Origin of the sequence: Microbulbifer pacificus (genome assembly GCF_002959965.1) — a bacterium.
Classification (GTDB): domain Bacteria; phylum Pseudomonadota; class Gammaproteobacteria; order Pseudomonadales; family Cellvibrionaceae; genus Microbulbifer; species Microbulbifer pacificus_A.
This window is the reverse complement of the sequence record NZ_PREV01000027.1, coordinates 733775-754135: the sequence shown is the minus strand read 5'-3', so window position 1 is coordinate 754135 and position 20361 is coordinate 733775. Positions and strand designations below refer to the sequence as shown.

Below are 20361 nucleotides of genomic sequence, written 5' to 3'. Positions count from 1 at the left end.
AACCGCTGCAAGCAGCGGGTTTTTTATTACCGGAACGCGCCTGTCGTCAGGCGCTGACTTCCGCTTCCACTTTCTTGAGTTCCTCGTCGCGCAACTCGCGACGCAAAATCTTGCCCACATTGGTTTTCGGCAGATCTTCGCGGAATTCGATGTTTTTCGGTACCTTGTAAGCGGTCATATTCTCGCGGCAGTAGGCGATAACTTCCTCCGCGGTCAGAGATTGATCCGCTCTGACAACAAACAGCTTGACCGCCTCACCACTGCGCTCGTCAGGGATACCGACAGCGGCGGCTTCTGTCACTTTCGGATGTGCGGCAACAATGTCTTCAATTTCGTTCGGATAAACATTGAAGCCGGAAACGATGATCATGTCCTTTTTGCGGTCGACAATTTTGATGTAACCGTCGTCCTGGATTACTGCCATATCACCGGTTTTCAACCAGCCTTCCGCATCGATGGTATCCGCAGTAGCTTCCGGGCGCTCCCAATAGCCTTTCATTACCTGCGGCCCGCGCACACACAGCTCTCCCGGCGTGTTGTTGGGAAGATCATTGCCGTTTTCGTCCGTCACCTTCACTTCGGTACCCGGCACGGCAACACCGACGGTGCCCAGCTGTACCGCTTCCGCAGGGTTGAAGGACACCACCGGAGAGGTCTCGGTCATACCGTAGCCTTCGGTCACCACACAACCGGTCATCTGCTCCCACTTTTCCGCTGTGGCGCGGGTCAGCGCCATACCGCCGGAACAGGTAGTGTGCAATTTACTGAAGTCCAGGTTGGCAAATTCCGGGTTGCGCATCAGGCCGTTGAACAAGGTATTCAGACCACAGAAACCAGTGAAACGCTTGCCCTTGAGGGTTTTGATGAATCCAGGGATGTCGCGGGGATTCGGAATCAGCAGCGAATGGTTACCTGTGGTAAACAAACACATACAGTGAATCGTAAATGCGTAGATGTGGTACAGCGGCAGCGGCGCGACGTAGTATTCCTCGCCCTCTTTCATGGAGTCACCGAGCGCTTCGCGTACCTGCTCCATGTTCGCCACCAGATTGCGATTGGTGAGCATGGCGCCTTTGGCGACACCCGTGGTACCACCGGTGTACTGGAGCACAGCAATATCATCCGGGGTGCGCGCGACATCCTGATGGGGCCGTTTGGCACCGGCGGCCATCGCATCGCGGAAATCCACCTGCTTGGCGAAACTGAATGCCGGCACCATCTTCTTGATGTACTTCGCGACGTTGTTGATCAACATACGCTTGAGCGGCGGGTGCAGGTCGGCGATTTCGGAAACAATCACCTGCTCCACGGAAGTTTCAGCAACGACGGCGGAAGCGGTATCGGCGATGTTCGCCAGAACTACCAGAGCTTTGGCGCCAGAATCATTAAGCTGATGTTTAAGTTCACGACGGGTATACAGCGGATTGGTGTTGACAACGATCAGCCCCGCGCGCAGCGCGCCGAACACCACCACCGGGTACTGCAGTACGTTGGGTAGCTGCACAGCGATGCGGTCACCGGGTTTGAGGTTGGTATTGTTCTGCAGATAGGAGGCAAAGTTGGCACTGAGCCGATCGATGTCGCCAACGGTAAGCGTGTGCCCGAGACAGGTAAACGCTGGCCGCTCAGCATACTTCGCCGCGGCACTGCTAAACACGTCAAGAATACTGCGTTCGATGTCCAACTTATTTTCTCCCAATGTTGTTTTTGTGGTGCTGCCCGCCAATCTGGCGTCGAACCTTACCCTGCGAATTATCACTCAGGCTACAGAGCGAAGAAACCTGTCGCCGATCGTCCCACTGGCAGGCACCAGAGAAACAAAACGGGCCAACACGTAATTCCTTGTCCGTATATAGACGAAATCACAAGGTCAGGGTTATGCGGACAGATAATTATTGTAAGTTTTGATAGTTATCCGATGAATGCGCTGGAAAGAGGCAAATCATCCGCCTGAATTTCCAGCCGGAAGAAATGCACGTTGCGGGGCCCCACGGATTTGCCGAAAGCAAACAGGTGACCCGAAACAAACTTGTATTTCCCCAGAATCACTGGATGGAAAACAGATCCGCCAGTGCGGCCGCCAGTTCGCGGCTTCCGGTATAGCGGATATCTCCCAGCAGGAAGGCATGCCGCGCGCTCAACTGGCCGTCAATGATGTCGTTCAAGGTCTGGAAAGACATCTCAAGCTCCAAATCGGCGACTTCCACCTCACCCGAGCCCTGAACGGCCTCAATGGCGCCATGCGTGTCACCTGCGCGCTGCACCTGCAGGTAAAAATCGCTGCCGTCCGGCAGTCGAAACTGTACCCGAGTGGTACTGGGCAGACAAGTTAACCCCCGCAGTCGCTCGAGAATTCGCGCCGGTAATTGCATCAGTGTTCCAGTTTTACTTTCATCCGCCTTACACCTCCGTTGGTGCAAGCTGGATTCAAAAACACCGCCACTGTTACCAGTGGCGGTGTCTCAGGTGATGTCAGTCTCAGAATACGAAATGTTCCGCATCGAGGCTCATCAGGTTGTCAGCACCGCTCTGCATGGCAATCGCGTGATACGACGTGCGCGGCAGAATACGATCGAAGAAGAAGCGTGCAGTAGCCAGCTTGGCGCGATAGAAGTCTTCTTCCTCGGTGCCCGCGGCGAGTTTCTCGTTTGCCACCTTGGCGGCCAGCGCCCACAGGTACGCCTGTACCGCGTAACCGGAATACATCAGGTAATCCACGGAAGCCGCGCCGACTTCGTCGGGGTTTTCCATGGCTTTTACGCCGATGTTCATGGTCAGCTCGCCCCACTGCTGGTTGATCTCCTGCAGCTTGGCGACATAAGGAGCGAGAGCTTCGTTATCCACTTCCGCCTTGCAGAACTTGTGCACGATCTTGGTGAACTTGCGCAGCAGTTCGCCCTGACTCATCAGTACTTTGCGGCCCAGCAGGTCCAGCGCCTGAACGCCAGTGGTGCCTTCGTAAATGGTAGAAATACGGGAGTCACGCACGTTCTGTTCCATGCCCCACTCGGCGATGTAGCCGTGGCCACCGAAACACTGCATGCCCAGGTTGGCGGACTCATAACCGGTTTCGGTCAGGAATGCCTTGGCAATCGGGGTCAGGAAGGCCAGCAGATCATCGGCGTCTTTGCGCTCTTCCTCGCTGCCCACCTGGGTGCGGTCCACCTGCTGCGCACACAGCAGCACCAGCATACGACCACCCTCGGCAAAAGCCTTCTGGGTCAACAGCATACGGCGCACATCCGGGTGCACGATGATCGGGTCGGCCGGGCCGTTCGGGTTTTTCGGGCCACTCAGGGAGCGCATCTGCAGGCGGTCCTTGGCGTAGGCCAGGGACTTCTGGAAGCCCGCTTCGGCGTGCGCAACACCCTGCAGGGCGGTACCCAGACGCGCGGTGTTCATGAAGGTGAACATACAGTTCAGGCCCTTGTTCGGCGGGCCGATCAGGAAGCCTTTGGCGCCGTCGAAGTTCAATACTGCAGTGGCGTTGCCGTGAATACCCATTTTGTGTTCCAGGGAGCCGCAGCTGACGCCATTGCGCTCACCTACGGAGCCGTCGGCCGTCGGCAGGAACTTAGGAACGATAAACAGAGAGATACCCTTGGTGCCGGCGGGGGCGTCGGGCAGGCGGGCGAGAACGATGTGGACGATGTTCTCGGCCATATCGTGCTCACCGGCGGAAATGAAAATCTTGGTGCCGGAAATGGAGTAGGAGCCGTCGTCGTTGGGCTCGGCCTTGGAGCGCAGGATACCCAGGTCGGTACCGCAGTGCGGCTCGGTCAGGCACATGGTGCCGGTCCAGCTGCCCTCGACCAGCTTGGTCAGGTAGGTGTGCTTCTGCTCATCGGTACCATGAGCTTCCAGGGTGTTCATAGCGCCATGGGAGAGGCCGGGGTACATGCCCCAGGACCAGTTGGCGGTGCCCACCATCTCACTCAGGATGGTTCCCAGAGACGGAGGCAGCCCCTGGCCGCCGTGATCCACACTGTGTGCCAGAGACGGCCAACCGGCTTCTACGAACTGCTGGTAGGCCTCCTTGAAGCCTTCCGGGGTGATGACTTCGCCGTCTTTCCAAGTACAGCCCTGCTGGTCGCCGATCTGATTCAGGGGGGCGAGCACGTTCTCACAGAACTTGGCGCCCTCTTCCAGGATGGCATCCACCACGTCCGGGCTCGCATCTTCATAGCCCAGAGACTCGTAGTGCTGGTCCCAGTTCAGCAGCTCACGCATGGCGAAGCGCATGTCGCGCAGCGGAATCTTGATCTCGCTCATCCTGATTACCCTCTTCTGGCAATTTTGTAGTCGGTGGACCGGGGCCCGGAATTCACAGCCATCACGGACGGCCACTAAAAGCAGTACCGGGCCGTCACTTCTGTGACTCAACTTTTGGTTTTATTCATATTAGTTGCAAATTGCCAAAAGCCACTATGGCGAAAAGTGTCCAAACCACTAACAAAATACGGCGTAGAGAACGACATTTTCTCTCTGACGAACCAGTCAGAAACCGTCGGTAAAACTGAGGGAAAATCTTCCGACAGACGGCGGAAAACCATGAAAAAGTGCGAAGCCGATCCTGTGGGCGCGAAGCTTACAGACCCGCGGATGTGGCGCGTGGACTCTTGCGATATTCGCCGGGCGTTACCCCCGTCCACTTTTTGAAGGCGCGGAAAAAGGCGCTGGCCTCATCAAAACCGAGCATTTCCGCAATCTGGGTATTGGAAAGATCCGGGCAGCTGAGATAGTGAAATGCAGCCTCCATGCGGCACTCGTCCTTCAGCTTCTGGTAAGACGTATTCTCGTGTTGCAGCTTGCGTCGCAGTGTGGTGACCGACATGTTCAGCCGCTCGGCCACCGCCTCGGCCGCCGGCATGGATTCACTGACATCCCGGTTGAGGATGGTTTTCACCTTGGTCTTGATGCTGTTGGCATTCCCATCGCTGATCACCAGATGATAGGGGGCGGTGCGGATGAAATCCTCCACCGTCTGGGGGCTCTGCACAATGGGATAGTCGAGGTAGCGGCTTTCGTACTCCAGCGCGTTACCGGGCTGCTCAAACAGCAGCTCACCGGCCTCGCTCTGCGCCAGAGTCAGAAACTCCTCCGGGCAGGGAAAGGAAAAATGCAGCTTGGCCAGGGGGATCTCTCGCCCCACCAGCCAGCAGTAGAAACGGTGCCACACCGCGAGCGTGGTGCGAATAACCCCCGGTGAGGTCTCTGCAATCAGCTGATCGAATTCACCGGGCGCCAGGGAACTGATCCCCTGAATGACAACTCTGTCGCGCTCCCCTTGCGGATGCAGTACCGGCTTGACGCGAAAGCCGCGACAGATTTCCATGAACTCTGCGCTCAGTGTGATGGCCTGGCGCACCGTCGCGCAATTCACCACGGTAAGACACAGCAACCGGAAAGAGCCCGAGCGTACCCGCCCGCCACTCAACATACCGAACCACTCGTCCTGGGCAAGCCACATGACCCGCTGGTAGAGGCGACCGTACTTGACCGCGGAGAAGGCCGCGGTGTCTTCCAGATCCGGCTCGGAAATACCCACGGATGCCAGCAGTTCGCCGCGGTCACAGCCATGTTTCGAGGCCTCGTCCAGCAGCCGCTGCACATAGGCAATGGGAATGCGGATATCGTCGTTGGCGCTTTCCATTTTCGCTGGTTTAACCCGTCGGGCTCCCGTTCTCGCAGACTTTCTCTTTGTTTACCACCGTCCGAACGACGGATCCCGGACTATTTGTCTCTGCGGTTGCGCAGCCAGTTCAACAGCGCACCGAAACCCAGGGCCAATGCCACGATCCCCGCGAGGAACAACAGCATCAACACCAGATAACTGAGCACATCCGCCACCGGCAAGTCCCAGCTCCAGATCGCCGCGGCAATAAACGCGATACACGCAAGAACACTGGTAATGAACGAACGGCGACGTTTTTTGGCCATAGCTGAAACACTTCCAGTGAGAAATGAATGGATGGTCGACGGCAGTCGCCAACACTACCCTTAAAGCAGGGCGGACAGCAGCGCCCCATGCGAACGGGTACTGGATACTGGCGCAGGCCAGCAGCACGGCGCGGAATCCTGCAACATCGGGGCAGGAGTGTCAACGAAGGGGCTGCTCAGAGCTTGGACCAGCGACTGGGCTCAAGCCATGGTTCGCCCGGCATTTCCGCGTATACCAGGGAGATGCAAGCCATGAAACATCGACTGCTCTACCGTAGGGAAGATCGCCGCACGTTGCGCAGACTCGCAACCTGGATCGAATGCATGATGTTACTCACCGGCTCGATGTTGCTGGGCATTCTGCTGCTCACTTGAACGCGCGCCCCGTCATTGAAATCGCGCTGCAGACATCACTCAACGATTCCTCCGCGACTGAGGCGTGCCGGGTCCAGCAGATGCTCAAGTTCCGTGCGCGATAACGTCGTCATCTCCATGGCGACCTCCAGCACAGGGCGACCGCTGGCATAGGCAGTCTTGGCGATTTCCGCCGCTTTTCCGTAGCCAATAACTGGATTGAGTGCCGTAACCAGTATCGGATTTCTCGCCAGCGCCTCACTGATACGGGGCTCATTCACGGTAAAACCGGAAATCGCCCTATCCGCCAGCATACGCGTGGCGGCGGTAAGGATTCGCACGCTTTCCAGCAGGGAAAAAGCAATCACCGGCAACATGACGTTGAGCTGGAAATTACCGCTCTGCCCCGCCACCGCAACGGTAGCGTCATTACCCATCACCTTGGCCGCAACCATGGCTACGGACTCTGCGATCACCGGATTCACCTTACCCGGCATGATGCTGCTGCCGGGCTGGAGCGACGGCAACGCGATTTCACCGAATCCGGCCAGCGGTCCGCTGTTCATCCAGCGCAGGTCGTTGGCAATTTTCATCAATGCCACTGCCAGAGTTCTGAGTTGGCCGGATACCTCTACAGCGGTATCCTGGCTCGCGATGGCCGCAAACGGGTTCTCCGCCGGCCGCAGGGAAACACCGCAGGCACTGCTGAGCTTCCGCGCAAACATCACCGCAAATTCCCCATGGGCATTCAGCCCTGTGCCCACCGCCGTCCCCCCCTGCGCCAGCGCTTCCAGACGCGGCAGCGACGATTCAATGCGCGCCTTGCACAGTTTTATCTGCGCAGCCCAGGCCCGCAGTTCCTGGGACAGCGTAATGGGCACCGCATCCATCAGATGCGTGCGGCCGGTTTTCACCACACCGGCCACGTTTTCGGCCTTCTGATCTATCGTTTCGATCAGATGCACCAGTGCCGGCAGCAATCTGTTCTGCAGAGCGAGTAGCGTGGAGAGATGAATAGCGGTGGGAATCACGTCGTTGCTGCTCTGGCACATATTGACGTGATCATTGGCGCTGACGGCTTGCCCGCAGGCTTGCGTGGCGAGATGGGCCAGCACCTCGTTTACATTCATATTGGTGCTGGTGCCGGAGCCAGTCTGGAAAACATCGATCGGAAACTGGTTCTGGTAATCCGACTCACTCAGCTGGTCACAGGCCTGGATTATGGCCTCTGCCAGATTGCCATCGAGAATGCCAAGGTTGCGATTGGTCTCCGCCGCTGCGCGCTTGATCGCCACCACAGCGCGCACAAATTCCCGCGGCAACGGATAGCCGCTGACCGGAAAATTTTCCACCGCGCGCTGGGTCTGGGCACCATACAGCGCCGACACCGGGACTCGCACCTCCCCCAGACTGTCTTTTTCAATACGAAATTTTTCTGCGCCTTCAGATGACTTGTCGGGCATTGACCACCTCTGTTGCGCCAAAGATTAGGCAGGCGCACAAATTGTGCAAACGGAAAGCCGTCACCAATTTAGTGTGCCAAGCCGCGGATTGGAAACAACTTCAAAAAGGTTCAAAAAATCGAAGCGAACAGGTGGCCGCCGGAGCGAAGGCAGCGGAGTGTACCGATCATATATGTGTATGCCGACCGGGCTGGCGCACCAGTACCACCGGACGCCGCCAGGCGCACGCGCAGTAGATGTTCAGATGCTGACGCGGCCTTCCTGGGTCCACTCACAGCGCACCTGCATTTCACCGCAGCCGGGCTCGTGGTACAGGCCGGCAGCCTCCCAGTTGAAAGAGTGCGTTCCGGAGAGTTCGGTTTCGAGGTGCACGGTGGCAGAGACCCAGTACATGCTGCGCAGCAATTCTTCGAATTTCTGAATCCAGTGGTTCCACTCGTATTCGATAGCGCGGTAAGAGGCACCGAAGTGAATCACGTCGGTCTGATACTGGGACTGTTTGACCTTGATCGTGGGAATGGAAAACATATCGCGACAGAGAAAGGGCCACTCATCGGCACTGGGCAGGGCCAGAATAGCTTCGCGATTGACCCGGCGGCGGTCACTGCCGCCGGTCAGGCTGTTGCTGTCTTTGATACAGCCATAAACGATGGATTCCTGATCACCCTGAATCACGCTGTGCCAACCCCTACACTTTCCTGCAGCACAATTACATTGGTCAGCAGGCGCTGTCGAAAAAACTGATTTCGCCAACTGTAACGGCGCACCGGTCAGAAAGCCACCTTGGATTGTCGTCAAATTCACGACTTGATCGCAATTCGACCAGATGGGTGGAAGCGATCAGATCTCGATACCCTGTTCCCGCAACATCGCCATCAGCCCCTCCTCATCCAGCACCGGAAGATCCAGTTCCCGCGCCTTGTTCAGTTTCGACCCGGCGCCAGGCCCCGCCACCACCGTATGGGTATTGGCTGAGACACTGCCGGCGACCTTGGCGCCGAGACGTTGCAGGTAGTCTTTCGCTTCGCTGCGAGAAAGGGTTTCCAGTTTGCCGGTGAGCACCCAGGTCTGACCGGCAAGCGGTTGCGTCCCCTCCTCACGAACTTCGTCTTCCCAATACACACCGGCCTGCTGCAGCGCAGCGACCTCTTCCAGATTGTGGGGTTGTTCGAAGAACTCCGCTACATAGTGGGCCACCACCGGACCGACATCCTCGACCTGCTGCAGGGCCTCGGTATCCGCCTGCATGAGTTTTTCCAGTTGGCCAAAGTGCCGCGCGAGGTTGCGCGCGGTGGCTTCGCCGACTTCGCGGATGCCGAGCGCGTAGAGGAATTTGGGCAGCGTGGTGGCCTTACTGCGCTCCAGTGCATCCAGCAGATTCTGTGCGGATTTCTCGCCCATACGCTCCAGCGCCATCAGCGGTTCCAGCGAGAGGCGGTACAGGCCTGAGACGGAATTGAGCAGTCCTTCATCCACCAACTGCTCCACGAGCTTGTCGCCGAGACCGTCGATATCCATGGCCTTGCGCGAGGCAAAATGCTTGATCGCCTGCTTGCGCTGGGCACTGCAGATCAGGCCTCCGCTACAGCGGGCAACCGCTTCGCCCGGCGTGGCTTCCACCGGTGAATCACATACCGGACAGTGACTGGGAAATTCGATATCCCGTGCATCGGCGGGACGGCGACTTGCCACAACGGAAACCACCTGGGGAATCACGTCACCAGCGCGGCGGATAATAACCGTATCGCCGATTTTCACACCGAGACGTTCGATTTCATCGCGATTGTGCAATGTGGCATTGGAGACGGTCACGCCGCCGACAAACACCGGCTGCAGGCGCGCCACCGGGGTAACCGCGCCGGTGCGCCCCACCTGGAACTCCACATCCAGCAGCTCGGTCATTTCTTCCTGAGCGGGAAATTTATACGCGGTTGCCCAGCGCGGTGCGCGCGCGACGAAACCCAGACGCTTTTGCAGCGCGATGCTGTTGACCTTGAATACGATGCCGTCAATGTCATAGGCCAATTGTGCGCGCTTCTCCCCGAGCTTGCGGTAATACTCGAGACAGGCCTGGATATTTTCCGCCACCGCCATCTCGCTGTTGATCCGGAATCCCCAGCGATTCAGCTGGGCAAGAATTTCGCTGTGACGCTCCGGAAGTTCACCACCTTCGACAATTCCCACACTGTACACGCAGAGCTCCAGCGGACGCTGGGCGGTAATACGCGGATCCAGCTGGCGCAGGCTGCCGGCGGCCGCATTACGTGGATTAACGAAGCCTTTCTCTCCGGCTTCCCGGGCCTTGTCGTTCAAAGCCGCGAAGCCCGCCTTCGGCATGTAAATCTCGCCGCGTACCTCCAGCACCGCCGGCACATCAGAGGCAAGCAGTTTTAACGGCACAGAGAAAATAGTGCGCACGTTCTGGGTGATATCTTCGCCCACGGCGCCGTCGCCGCGGGTGGCCGCGCGCTCAAGGACACCGTTGCGGTACAGCAGGCTCACGGCAATGCCATCGAGTTTCGGTTCACACGCGTATTCCACCGGTTCCACACTGTTCAGGCGGTCGCGGATACGCCGATCGAAATCCTCCATTTCCTCATCGCTGAAGGCGTTGTCCAGTGACAGCATGGGCATTTCATGGCGGACCTGGGTAAAGGCCGCGAGCGGCTCCGCGCCGACACGCTGGGTGGGGGAATCGCTGGTGACCAGCTGCGGGTACTCATTCTCCAGAGCTTGCAGTTCACGCAGGCAGCGATCGTACTCGACATCCGGCAGTTCCGGAGTATCCAGCACGTAGTATTGGTAATTGGCGCGATTGAGAATGTCGTGCAGTTCCAGAGCGCGTTTTTGCGTCTCAGGGGGAATGGTTTTTGTCATTTTTTATCCGCAAAAATGGGGAATTCTTGCTGGTGCAATCGGGACAGTATTCTGCGGGAGCCGTATTCCGACTCCCGCAGTGCCGGGTATCAGAAGCTCAGGCCTGCGCCTTGGCCAGGGCCTTGCGGCGCTGGAATTCCATCACCCGCTGGCGATAGTGCTCCGCGGTCTGCGCGGTAAACACACTGCGATTTTCATCTTTGAGTTCACCTCCCAGCTGCTCGGCGATATAACGCGCGGTGGTCAGCAGCGTGTTGAAGGCTTTTAGCGCTTCCACTTCCGCCGGCAGCGCCAGGAACAGGCTGACACCAGGGGTGGTGAAGTCTTCCATTGCCGACATATCGAACGTGCCGGGCACCACAATATTCGCCAGACTGAAGAGCGCAGGCCCCTCGCCATCCTCACCGGTGTGGTAATGGAAAATGTTCATGTCACCAAAGCGCATGCCACAAGCAAACAAGGCACGCAGCAGATCATTGCCCTCGAAATAGTCCCCCGCGGGCGCCATGATATTCAGGATGAGAACCTCTTCCACGGGACGCTCCTTACGCGCTGTGGTTTCACGCTTGCCCGAACGGCCTTTCGCCGGCACCTCGGTTTGTTCGCGACTCTCCCGTGCGGGTGTAACCGCCCTTTTCAGGTCGGGGAATTTCAGTTCCGGCAGTTTGAGGTCGGCGCTCGCCCACAGAGATTTAGCGGTGCGCGCTTTTTCGTCCGGCACGTCGCGCTGAACTGCCGGTTCATCGACACTGGCGCTCAAAGAATCCAGGCTTGCGGACTCGTCCAACAGTGGCTCGCGGCGACCGCTGGCAAACGGCTCGTCCGCCAGGCCAGCCAGAGGATCAATGTCACTACGCGCAGCGGTCTCGGTGTTCGCATCACCCTGCGGCGACACCGCGCTGAGGGAGGCTTCTTCCTCAAGCTCAGATATCTGATCCGCGACGGAATCCATCAGCACCGGTACCTGCTCATCCAGGTTCAGCGACACCTGTTCCGGTACGCGTGCGGACTCCAGACGCGGTTCTCCAGGCATTGGGGTTTCACCATCATCGGAGTCCCGGCGATCGGGGCGGCTGCCGGCCAGCGGTTTGCGGGAGGAGTAAAAATTCTGCTGAACCTGTCGATTGACCTGGTTTGCATCCTCCGGCTTGCGACGCTGCACAACGCGTACCGTACCGGGCAGTTCCGCGGAAATCTGGCGGCGCTTCTCCGCCTCTTCCGGGTCAATGAATTCCAACGGCGAATCTGCCAGCGAGGCACCACACGCCGGCGCTTCACCACTGCGCACGGTCGTTGAAAAAACGTCATCCGCACGGGTATCGGGACGCTCGACCGCGTCCACTACGCGTGGGGTGGAGAGAATGTCTTCATTGTAGTCATCCACATCCCTGCGCATGGTGCGGGACAGGTTGCGAGACACTTTCATGCTGTCGCGATGCTTGAGCCACGCGCGGCGAGCGCCATCCAGCACGACCACAAACAGCACCAGTGCCAGCAGATTGATCAGCCAGTTATCCATTTCTGCTTCCCTCTCCCTTTGCCGACTTCCCCTGAATCCGCCACGCCGGACTCCATGCGTTGCAATTCACCGGGATCATCCGATCACAACTCACTCGTACCTTCATCACGCCGATGCCAGCTCCGCGGCCTCTTCCACATTCACGGATACCAGTCGGGACACGCCCGGTTCGTGCATGGTTACCCCAAGCAACTGATCGGCCATCTCCATGGCGATCTTGTTGTGAGTAATGTAGATGAACTGCACGTGCTCGGACATTTCTTTTACCATGCGCGCATAACGCCCGACGTTGGCATCATCCAGTGGTGCATCCACCTCGTCCAGCATACAGAAGGGCGCCGGGTTGAGGCGGAAAATGGAAAACACCAGCGCAATCGCAGTCAGTGCCTTTTCACCACCGGACAGCAGGTGGATGGTGCTGTTCCGTTTCCCCGGCGGGCGCGCCATGATCGCGATACCGGTATCCAGCAGATCCTCGCCAGTGAGTTCGAGATAGGCGTGACCGCCGCCGAACACTTTCGGGAACAGCTCCTGCAGGCCGCTGTTGACCTGGTCGAACGTCTCCTTGAAGCGGGTCCGGGTTTCCTTGTCGATGCGACGGATGGCATTTTCCAGGGTTTCCAGCGCGTCGTTCAGGTCGCCGAACTGGCGATCCAGATAATTTTTGCGCTCGGATTCCGTTTTGTATTCGTCGATGGCTGCCAGGTTGATGGGGCCGAGCCGCGAGATCCGTGCAGCCACCAGTTCGATATCCTGTTGTACCGCTTCGACGGTCAGCTCGTCCGGGAGTTCCCCCAGCAGTTGCTCCACGTCATGATCGGATTCCCGCAGCTGCTCCACAAGACCGTTGCGCTGGGTTTCCAGTGTCTTGGCCTCCAGGCGCTGCATCTCCAGCTGCGCGCGCACCCCCTGCAGGGCGGATTCCGCCTTCTGGCGCTCCTGCTCGTGGCTGCGCAGGGTGCTTTCGACTTCTTCGAGTTTCTTGCGCGCCGCGGTCAACTCCTGTTCCACGTCGATGCGCGCCGCGAGTTTTTCTTCCAGTTCACTCTGGAAATCCTGTGACGGGTCCTGAGCTTCCTCCATCTGCAGATGCAGTTGTTCGCGACGCTCCTGCAAACGCTCAACCTGCTCGCGCAGCACCTGCAGGGTGCGCTCCAGGGAAACCTTCTGGGTACGCACGGACTGCTCGCGCATAGCCAGCTCGTGAGAGCGGTCTTTGTCCTCACGGGCTCGCTGGCGCGCAGCGTCAAGGGCTTCGCGCAGGGCCTCGCGGCGCGCCAGCATGGATTCGCGGCGATCGGTATCGTCGCTCATGGCCTCGACTGCCTCCTGCAGGGCGACGCGCGCTTCGGAAATGGATTCCGCTTCCGCGTCTTTCTGCTCGCGTACCTCGGCAATTTCCTGCTCGATACGGCGGCGGCGTTCGTCCATCTGCTCCTGGCGTGCACGCTGGGCGGACAACTGGCTGCGCAGATCGCCGGTGCGGCGGTTCAATTGCTCGGCACTGTTGCGGGACTGTTCGATGCCGGATTCCAGTTCCGTGGCGCGACGGCGAAGCTGCTCGCGCTGCTCGCTCAGCTCCTCAATGCGCGCCTCGCACTCTTCCACGGCCAGGGAGAGATTTTCCAGTTCTTGCTTGCGCGCCAGTACACCGGCTTCCGCATCGGCACCGCGGCTGACCCGCAACCAGTTTGGACCGATCCACAAACCGTCGCGGGTGACAATGGATTCACCGCCCTTCAGCTGGTCCCGTTTGGCCAGTGCTGCATTCAGGTCTTCTGCGGTATAGATGCTGTCGATCAGGCCTGCCAGGGAAACCGGCCCCTCCACCACATCGCACAACCTGGGCAGGCTACCGGCGCCAGACGCGGCCACGCTGCGGCCATCCACGAATATCGCCTGACCACCATCAAAGCTGGCAAGGGACTCTTGCAGTGACTCGATCTGGTCGATACACACGGCCTGCAGCTGGGCACCGAGCACGGTTTCCACCGCGGTCTCCCAGCCGGATTGCGCGCGGATCTGTTCCGCCAGGCGCGGGCGATCCTGCAGGTTGTGCTGCTCCAGCCAACCGGCCACCGCCTTGCCCTGCCCCATGGCCGCCTGCTGCAGTGCCTCGAGGGAAGCCTGGCGCCCGCGACTGGTCTGCAGCTGCAGGCGCTCTTTGTCGAGCTCACCGGCAAGGTCGGCTTCCTGGCGGCGCAGGTCGGCCAGCTGCTCCACCTGCTCGGAAATGGACTCACGCAGCTCGGCGAGCTGCATTTCCAGTTCCGCCAGCTCTTCGTTCTGCTGTTCCAGCTCGCTGTCGTCGGCGGAACCGCTGAGACTCTCGAGCTCGCTCTGCAGTTTGTTTATGCGGTCGCGCAAGCGCTGGGAAGAGGTCTCCAGGTGTTGAATGCGGGACTGCTGCACCTCAGCGCGCTGACGGGAGTCGGACGCACCCTGGTTGAACTGGTCCCACTCGTTCTGCCACTCGCGCATCTGATCTTCCGCGGTGAGCAGGGTCTGCGCGGACTCTTCTTCGGCGGCCTGAACCATCTCCAGATCCGGCACAATCACTTCAAGCTCGGCCTCGAACTCCAGCGCACGCTCCTGATCCGCGGACAGCAGCGACTGCGACTCGGCAAACTCCTGCTCGGTGCGGGCAAGATCCGACTGCAGACGGGAATTGCGCTCGCGCGCATGGGAGATGCTCTGTTCCAGGCGCGCAATATCCGCGCCCACCGCGTAGAAACGGCCCTGCACTTCATTGAAGGCATCGGAGAATTCGTGATAGGCCACACGCTGGGTTTCAATCCCGGTATCGCAGCTCACCTGGCGAGTAACCAGCTCTTCCACCGTGAGCTCCAGCTCACCGATCTGCTGCTGCTTGGCCCGGGTCTGGTCGTCCAGCTCGCGATACTTCAGCGCCTGCAAATGCGCCTTGTGGGTGCGCTCTTCCTCTTTGAAACGGCTGTACTTTTCCGCGGCGGCAGACTGTCGCTCGAGACGCGCCAGCTGGCGGTCCAGCTCGTCGCGGATGTCGGTGAGGCGCTCCAGGTTTTCCTTGGTGCGGCGCATGCGGTTTTCAGTGTCGCGGCGGCGCTCCTTGTACTTGGAGATGCCCGCCGCCTCCTCGATGAATACCCGCAGCTCTTCCGGCTTGGCTTCGATCAGTTTGGAGATCATGCCCTGTTCGATAATCGCGTAGCTGCGCGGGCCGAGGCCGGTACCCAGGAACAGGTCCGTCACGTCGCGACGACGGCACTTCTCGCCGTTCAGGTAATAGATGTTCTGCCCGTCACGGGTCACCTTGCGCTTGATGGAGATCTCGCTGAACGCGGCATATTCACCGGTGAGTTTGCCGGCGGAATTGTCGAACACCAGTTCGATGGACGCCTGACCAACCGGTTTACGGCCGCTGGAGCCGTTGAAGATAACGTCGGTCATGGAGTCGCCGCGCAGATTCTTGGCGGACGATTCCCCCATAACCCAGCGCACGGCGTCGATGGTATTGGACTTGCCACAGCCGTTGGGGCCGACCACGGCGCTCAGATTGGAGGGGAAGTAAACGGTGGTCGGATCAACGAACGACTTGAACCCGGCCAGCTTGATGCACTTCAAACGCATGGTCTTGAAACTCGGTAATACCCGGCGCCCGTACGGTCACTACGCACCGCCGCCGGACGCTCTTCGTTGTAATCTGCGGAAGATCTAGCTATGTGAACGCCAAATCGCCGATTGTCTTGCAAACCGCCGATTGTACATGGCTGCGGGCAGTGTTTCAGCGCTAATTTTGACCGCCGGGGCCAAACCCCGCCGCGCCCGATCGGCGCCACACGGGCACAGGCACCAAACCTCAAATCTGCTGATCGATGGCGATATGTGCCGGCTTCGCCCAGTCACTGCGAGGCAGTGTTTTCACCTCACCCTGCCAGTCACCTGGCGCCGGGCGGGCATTCCCATTGACCGCGAGCCGCGCCACCAGTTGAACCTGATCCACCGTCTTGAGACTGCGTCCGGGCATCATCGCCGTGGACTCATCCAACACCACCTCGGCCGGCAGATCCGCCGCGGTGAGGCGCACAATGGCCAGTGGCATAGGGCTGTCCGCGGTGCGGGCATAGATAAACACCGGGGTATCCGGGGCGACAGGGACACCTTCAGGCAGGGTCACCTTGACCGCAATGCGATTCTCATCCGCCCCTGCGTCGGCAACGCCCCCAGACACCGGCACATCCGTCTGCACGCCAGCCTTCGCCAACGCCTGTTCCGCGCGGGCCACCCCCGCAGACAGTGCCTGGGCGGCGCTGGAACCGGGCGGCATTTGTGCCAGGGCGCGCTGCCAGTGCGAGCGCGCTGCCGCAAAATCTTCACGTTCGAACGCGGCGATACCCGCCAGCCCCAGGGCCGTGGTGTTGCCCGGCTGCTCCGACAATACCGCGTTCACTTCCCCAACCACTTCCGGAGTCATCTTTGAGCCACCGGCAAAAAAGAGTGCCTGAGCAAGCTCGGCGCGCACATTCGCCGCCTGCGGCTCTCGCTCAACGATATATCGATACTGACCAATGGCGCCCTGCAGGTCATTACTTACCAGAAGGCGCTGGGCCAGCACATAGCGACCGGTCAAATCTTCAGGGTGAGAGAGTGTCCGCGCACGAAGCCGCTGGGTGATACGGGCTTCCGCCACCATATCCGTCTCCCCGACCTGGCTGGCGGCGATATCGCGATACAGCGCAAGGTCGCTGTAGGAGCCCCAATAGAAATACAGGCCCACCGCGGCAAAGGGCAACAGGAGCGCCAGGCCGAACAACAGACCGCGCCCGCCCTGACGGGCACTGGCAGTGCGGTACCCCCCCCGTTCCTCCGACAGCAGCTTGCGCGCGAGTTCGGTCTTTAGCGACTGGTAATGGACATCGTCAATCACACCGCTGGCGCGGGACGCTTCCAGTTCCGCAAGATGCTCGCGATACAGCGCGGTGTGCGTCGCCAGGTCGCTGTCACCAGCCACTTGCATGCCTATCACGCGGTCACCGCGACCACGCGCGCGCAGTAGCGGCCAGGCAATGATGACAGCCAGCGGCAACAGCAACAGTGCCAGAATCAACCAGAGATCAATCATTGTGTTTGCTTCCACCCTGTTCGCCGCTGCCGAGCAGTTCATCCAAACGCTGCTGCTCTTCTGCGCTCAACGCCTGCGACACCTGCCCCTGACGGCCTCCGCGGCCATTGCGGGAACGCGCCACAATGATGATCAAGGTGAGCAGGCCCAGTGCGGCGAATACGCCGGGGGCAATCCACAGCGCAACCGTGTTCCGCTGTAGCGGGGGCCGATAGAGCACAAAGTCGCCATAGCGCGCCACCATATAATCCTGAATATCCGCATCGCTAAACCCCTCTTCCAAAAGGCGGCGAATCTCGCGGCGCAGGTCGGTGGCCACCATGGAGTCAGAGCCGGCCAGGTTCTGATTCTGACATTTGGGGCAGCGCATCTCCTCGATCAGTACCTGATAGCGCGCCTGCAACTCGGCGCTGGAAAGTGGCTCCACCTCCACCGATGCCCAAGTGGCGCCCGCATACAGGGCCGCCACCACAAGCAGTGCCCGCACGGCGCGCAATGGTTTCATATCGATCTGGCTCAGCACGAATAGTCTCCCGCGGCGGATGGGCGGATGAATGAGGGGCGGATTATAGCAGCGCCAAGCGCCCCCGACACGCCCGACCAAATCCGTGGCAAATCCACGAAAAATGGCCATAAGCCTTTGAATCACAAAAAAATTTTCAAAAGGCGTTGACGCCCCAAAAAATATCATTACTATACGCAGCTCCTGACGCGGGGTGGTTAGCTCAGTTGGTAGAGCGGCGCCCTTACAAGGCGTAGGTCACAGGTTCGACCCCTGTACCACCCACCACTTCCCTTTCTCTGCCAGGCAGATTTTTCAAAGGGATGTCAGGACTGCGGACCGGTAGTTCAGTTGGTTAGAATGCCGGCCTGTCACGCCGGAGGTCGCGGGTTCGAGTCCCGTCCGGTCCGCCACATACGAAAAAGGCCCACACGAAAGTGTGGGCCTTTTTCGTATGTGGGAAATATCTCTGCGCCCCCATCCGGATCTCCACGATTCGTGTATAGCGTATCGGTGCACGGCTTTTTATTTATCCGATCTCAGTTAATTTCCATGCTGTTTTTCGAGGATGAACAGCTGTTCGTGTTCCCACGAAAAATGAAAAATATTTTCCTCCCAACAGTTGCAACTCTCAAAACTATCATTAATATACGCACCTCCTGACGCGGGGTGGTTAGCTCAGTTGGTAGAGCGGCGCCCTTACAAGGCGTAGGTCACAGGTTCGACCCCTGTACCACCCACCACTTCCCTTTCTCTGCCAGGCAGATTTTTCAAAGGGATGTCAGGACTGCGGACCGGTAGTTCAGTTGGTTAGAATGCCGGCCTGTCACGCCGGAGGTCGCGGGTTCGAGTCCCGTCCGGTCCGCCACATATCAAAAAGGCCCACACGATAGTGTGGGCCTTTTTTGTTTTTATCCGCGATGTTTCAGCTTGTTATCAAAGCTCATCCAGAAACTCCCGATGCTCCGTAGAAAATTCAAAGTTATTGAATTTGTCCCAGTTGATTGACCAGGTCATCAGTCCGCCCAGCCCTGTCCATCCGGTACTGGTGTGCGGGGTGTAAGTGGTGCAGCCCTGAAGTTTTACCAGACAGTTCAGCGCCTTGTGCACTTCACTCACTGAAGTAAACCCACCCCCCGCATTCACGTTGGCAGGCAGCCCGATCAGCACCTGGTCCTGCCGCAGTGGCGGGAAGAAATAATTCGGGTTGCCGCCGACATTGAAGCCGGTGAGTACCATATCCGCCATGGCGATATGGAAATCCGCAACGCCCATGCTGTGATACTGGTCGTCGAGACCAATGATCGCGCCAGAGTTGTAGTGCTGCACCTGCAACCAGTCGAGCTGATCGCGCATGGCGTGAATCACCGGCAGGTAGGCGCCAGCACGGCGATCACAGCCGGAACAGGAGCCACCGTAGAAGCTGTATCCCAGCTGCACGAAGAATGTTTCCGGAGCCATGGTGAGCATGAAGTCATCGCCGTAGTGCGAAGTCAGCGCCTGCAATGCTTCGATCAGGTGCACGATCACCGGCGTAGTCGGATTGCGGAAGTCCACATCGCCCGCGTTCAACTCCAGGGAGTGCCCCTCAAAATCCACATCCAGTCCATCGAATCCGTAGCGGTCGATAATTCCAATCATGGAACTGACGAAATTATCGCGGGCCTGAGCACTTTCCAGGCGCACCTGACCATTGGCACCACCAATACTGATGATGACTTTTTTACCCGCCGCCTGCTTGGCCTGGATACCGGCGACAAACTCCTGCTCATTGAATAGAGGGTCGAGCACAAAGCCGATTTCTCCCGGCGCGGCACCCGTAGGCTCAGCGAACGATACATTGATCGCATCAAATGCATCAGACACTTGCGCAATCGGGATCACGCCGGAACCGTTGTCAAAATTGTGCCAGTAACCGGAAATCAAACGACTGCTGTTGCTGCCGCTGGAGCCACCCGAGGAACTGCCGGAGGAAGATCCGGAAGACGACGATGATCCGGATGAACTGCTGGACGATCCACCGCAGCTCGCCACCTGAGTCCATGCGTGCTCCCAGTATGTCCCCTCTCCCGGCGCATAGGCCCATGCGGAGGCCGAGGAGCACCAGCCGGCGATATCACACACAAATTCCTCGCCCACATTCTGCACCAACTGGCCAGCCACATAACTCGTGCCCGCGATATAGTGCGGCGAAGTGCAGCTGCCGGCACCGGAGGATCCGCCGGATGAAGAGCCGGAAGAAGACGAGGACGAGGAACTGCTGGAGGAACTCGACGAAGAACTGGATGAACTTGAAGAGCTTGAGGAACCACCGGACGAACCACTGCCATCACACTGCCCGAGCGCCGTCCATTCCTGCCACTGCCCGGAATACTGTGCGGGATCTTTCCCCTGACTCCACCAGTTGGCCTGATACGCAGTGCCCTGATGTTGTACCTGGGCGCCCCCGCTGTATGCCTGAGTACTGTTCCAGCTGGACAACCCGGAACAATCTACCGCAAACGCCACACTGCCGAATACCGACAGTGCAATGCCACAAAGCCACCTCGCGGCGGCACGCTGGAAACGATTTTTCATATTTTCACCATTATTGTTATGCCAATAA

General features: G+C 59.0%; 14 protein-coding genes and 4 tRNA genes. 5 read left to right on the top strand and 13 right to left on the bottom strand.

Annotated elements, in window-relative coordinates:
• Positions 1–46: 46 nt before the first annotated feature.
• The 5 genes from C3938_RS13875 to C3938_RS13855 all read right to left on the bottom strand — a co-directional run bounded on the left by C3938_RS13875 (position 47) and on the right by C3938_RS13855 (position 5940).
• Positions 47–1684 (bottom strand): AMP-binding protein, encoded by a 1638-nt coding sequence (locus C3938_RS13875; protein ID WP_105103854.1) that lies wholly within the window; start codon positions 1682–1684, stop codon positions 47–49.
• A 361-nt stretch (positions 1685–2045) separates the two neighbouring features.
• On the bottom strand, positions 2046–2372 hold the full coding sequence (locus C3938_RS13870) for an SCP2 sterol-binding domain-containing protein (protein ID WP_105103853.1): 327 nt from the start codon (positions 2370–2372) through the stop codon (positions 2046–2048).
• A 106-nt stretch (positions 2373–2478) separates the two neighbouring features.
• A complete protein-coding gene (locus C3938_RS13865; protein ID WP_105103852.1) occupies positions 2479–4272 on the bottom strand; it encodes an acyl-CoA dehydrogenase C-terminal domain-containing protein in 1794 nt (597 codons plus the stop codon).
• A gap of 316 nt (positions 4273–4588) precedes the next feature.
• On the bottom strand, positions 4589–5653 hold the full coding sequence (locus C3938_RS13860; RefSeq protein WP_105103851.1) for an AraC family transcriptional regulator: 1065 nt from the start codon (positions 5651–5653) through the stop codon (positions 4589–4591).
• Positions 5654–5733: 80 nt separating this feature from the next.
• Positions 5734–5940: a hypothetical protein gene (locus C3938_RS13855; RefSeq protein WP_105103850.1), complete on the bottom strand. Its 207-nt coding sequence runs from the start codon at positions 5938–5940 to the stop codon at positions 5734–5736.
• Positions 5941–6192: 252 nt separating this feature from the next.
• Between C3938_RS13855 and C3938_RS18305 the strand changes: the two genes are divergently transcribed.
• Entirely contained in the window at positions 6193–6315 is a 123-nt protein-coding gene (locus C3938_RS18305) for a hypothetical protein (protein ID WP_267893045.1), read from the top strand.
• Positions 6316–6350: 35 nt separating this feature from the next.
• On the opposite strand, the gene C3938_RS13845 is transcribed toward C3938_RS18305, so the two are convergent.
• From C3938_RS13845 to C3938_RS13815, 7 genes are all read right to left on the bottom strand, one after another.
• Complete coding sequence (locus C3938_RS13845) at positions 6351–7757, bottom strand: class II fumarate hydratase (protein ID WP_105103848.1); 1407 nt, start codon at positions 7755–7757, stop codon at positions 6351–6353.
• 240 nt (positions 7758–7997) lie between these two features.
• Positions 7998–8432 (bottom strand): hypothetical protein, encoded by a 435-nt coding sequence (locus tag C3938_RS13840; RefSeq protein WP_105103847.1) that lies wholly within the window; start codon positions 8430–8432, stop codon positions 7998–8000.
• A gap of 165 nt (positions 8433–8597) precedes the next feature.
• Positions 8598–10634 carry an NAD-dependent DNA ligase LigA gene (gene ligA / locus C3938_RS13835; RefSeq protein WP_105103846.1) on the bottom strand — a complete coding sequence of 679 codons (2037 nt, stop codon included), beginning with the start codon at positions 10632–10634 and terminating at the stop codon, positions 8598–8600.
• A gap of 97 nt (positions 10635–10731) precedes the next feature.
• Entirely contained in the window at positions 10732–12153 is a 1422-nt protein-coding gene (gene zipA / locus C3938_RS13830; RefSeq protein WP_105103845.1) for a cell division protein ZipA, read from the bottom strand.
• Between the two features lie 105 nt (positions 12154–12258).
• The gene (gene smc, locus C3938_RS13825) at positions 12259–15762 is read right to left on the bottom strand and encodes a chromosome segregation protein SMC (protein WP_105103844.1); all 3504 of its coding nucleotides are present in this window, start codon (positions 15760–15762) and stop codon (positions 12259–12261) included.
• A gap of 229 nt (positions 15763–15991) precedes the next feature.
• Complete coding sequence (gene ccmI / locus C3938_RS13820; protein WP_105103843.1) at positions 15992–17254, bottom strand: c-type cytochrome biogenesis protein CcmI; 1263 nt, start codon at positions 17252–17254, stop codon at positions 15992–15994.
• Complete coding sequence (locus tag C3938_RS13815; protein ID WP_233998920.1) at positions 17247–17777, bottom strand: cytochrome c-type biogenesis protein; 531 nt, start codon at positions 17775–17777, stop codon at positions 17247–17249. Before C3938_RS13815 ends, ccmI begins: the two co-directional genes overlap by 8 nt.
• A gap of 191 nt (positions 17778–17968) precedes the next feature.
• On the opposite strand from C3938_RS13815, the gene C3938_RS13810 reads away from it, so the two are divergent.
• The 4 genes from C3938_RS13810 (at position 17969) to C3938_RS13795 (ending at position 18624) form a co-directional block, all read left to right on the top strand.
• Positions 17969–18044: transfer RNA gene (locus C3938_RS13810), tRNA-Val, on the top strand.
• Positions 18045–18092: 48 nt separating this feature from the next.
• Positions 18093–18169: transfer RNA gene (locus C3938_RS13805), tRNA-Asp, on the top strand.
• Between the two features lie 254 nt (positions 18170–18423).
• Positions 18424–18499 (top strand) — tRNA-Val (locus C3938_RS13800).
• A 48-nt stretch (positions 18500–18547) separates the two neighbouring features.
• A tRNA-Asp gene (locus C3938_RS13795) sits at positions 18548–18624 on the top strand.
• Positions 18625–18692: 68 nt separating this feature from the next.
• Here C3938_RS13795 and C3938_RS13790 read toward each other — a convergent pair.
• A complete protein-coding gene (locus C3938_RS13790) occupies positions 18693–20333 on the bottom strand; it encodes a glycosyl hydrolase family 18 protein (RefSeq protein ID WP_105103842.1) in 1641 nt (546 codons plus the stop codon).
• Positions 20334–20361 lie beyond the last annotated feature (28 nt).

What these genes read in the sequence shown, in the direction of transcription:
- C3938_RS13870 (WP_105103853.1), bottom strand. Translation starts at nt 2,372, where the DNA reads ATGCAATTACCGGCGCGAATTCTCGAGCGACTGCGGGGGTTAACTTGT.
- C3938_RS13865 (WP_105103852.1), bottom strand. Translation starts at nt 4,272, where the DNA reads ATGAGCGAGATCAAGATTCCGCTGCGCGACATGCGCTTCGCCATGCGT.
- C3938_RS13860 (WP_105103851.1), bottom strand. Translation starts at nt 5,653, where the DNA reads ATGGAAAGCGCCAACGACGATATCCGCATTCCCATTGCCTATGTGCAG.
- C3938_RS13855 (WP_105103850.1), bottom strand. Translation starts at nt 5,940, where the DNA reads ATGGCCAAAAAACGTCGCCGTTCGTTCATTACCAGTGTTCTTGCGTGT.
- C3938_RS18305 (WP_267893045.1), top strand. Translation starts at nt 6,193, where the DNA reads ATGAAACATCGACTGCTCTACCGTAGGGAAGATCGCCGCACGTTGCGC.
- C3938_RS13845 (WP_105103848.1), bottom strand. Translation starts at nt 7,757, where the DNA reads ATGCCCGACAAGTCATCTGAAGGCGCAGAAAAATTTCGTATTGAAAAA.
- ligA (WP_105103846.1), bottom strand. Translation starts at nt 10,634, where the DNA reads ATGACAAAAACCATTCCCCCTGAGACGCAAAAACGCGCTCTGGAACTG.
- zipA (WP_105103845.1), bottom strand. Translation starts at nt 12,153, where the DNA reads ATGGATAACTGGCTGATCAATCTGCTGGCACTGGTGCTGTTTGTGGTC.
- smc (WP_105103844.1), bottom strand. Translation starts at nt 15,762, where the DNA reads ATGCGTTTGAAGTGCATCAAGCTGGCCGGGTTCAAGTCGTTCGTTGAT.
- ccmI (WP_105103843.1), bottom strand. Translation starts at nt 17,254, where the DNA reads ATGATTGATCTCTGGTTGATTCTGGCACTGTTGCTGTTGCCGCTGGCT.
- C3938_RS13790 (WP_105103842.1), bottom strand. Translation starts at nt 20,333, where the DNA reads ATGAAAAATCGTTTCCAGCGTGCCGCCGCGAGGTGGCTTTGTGGCATT.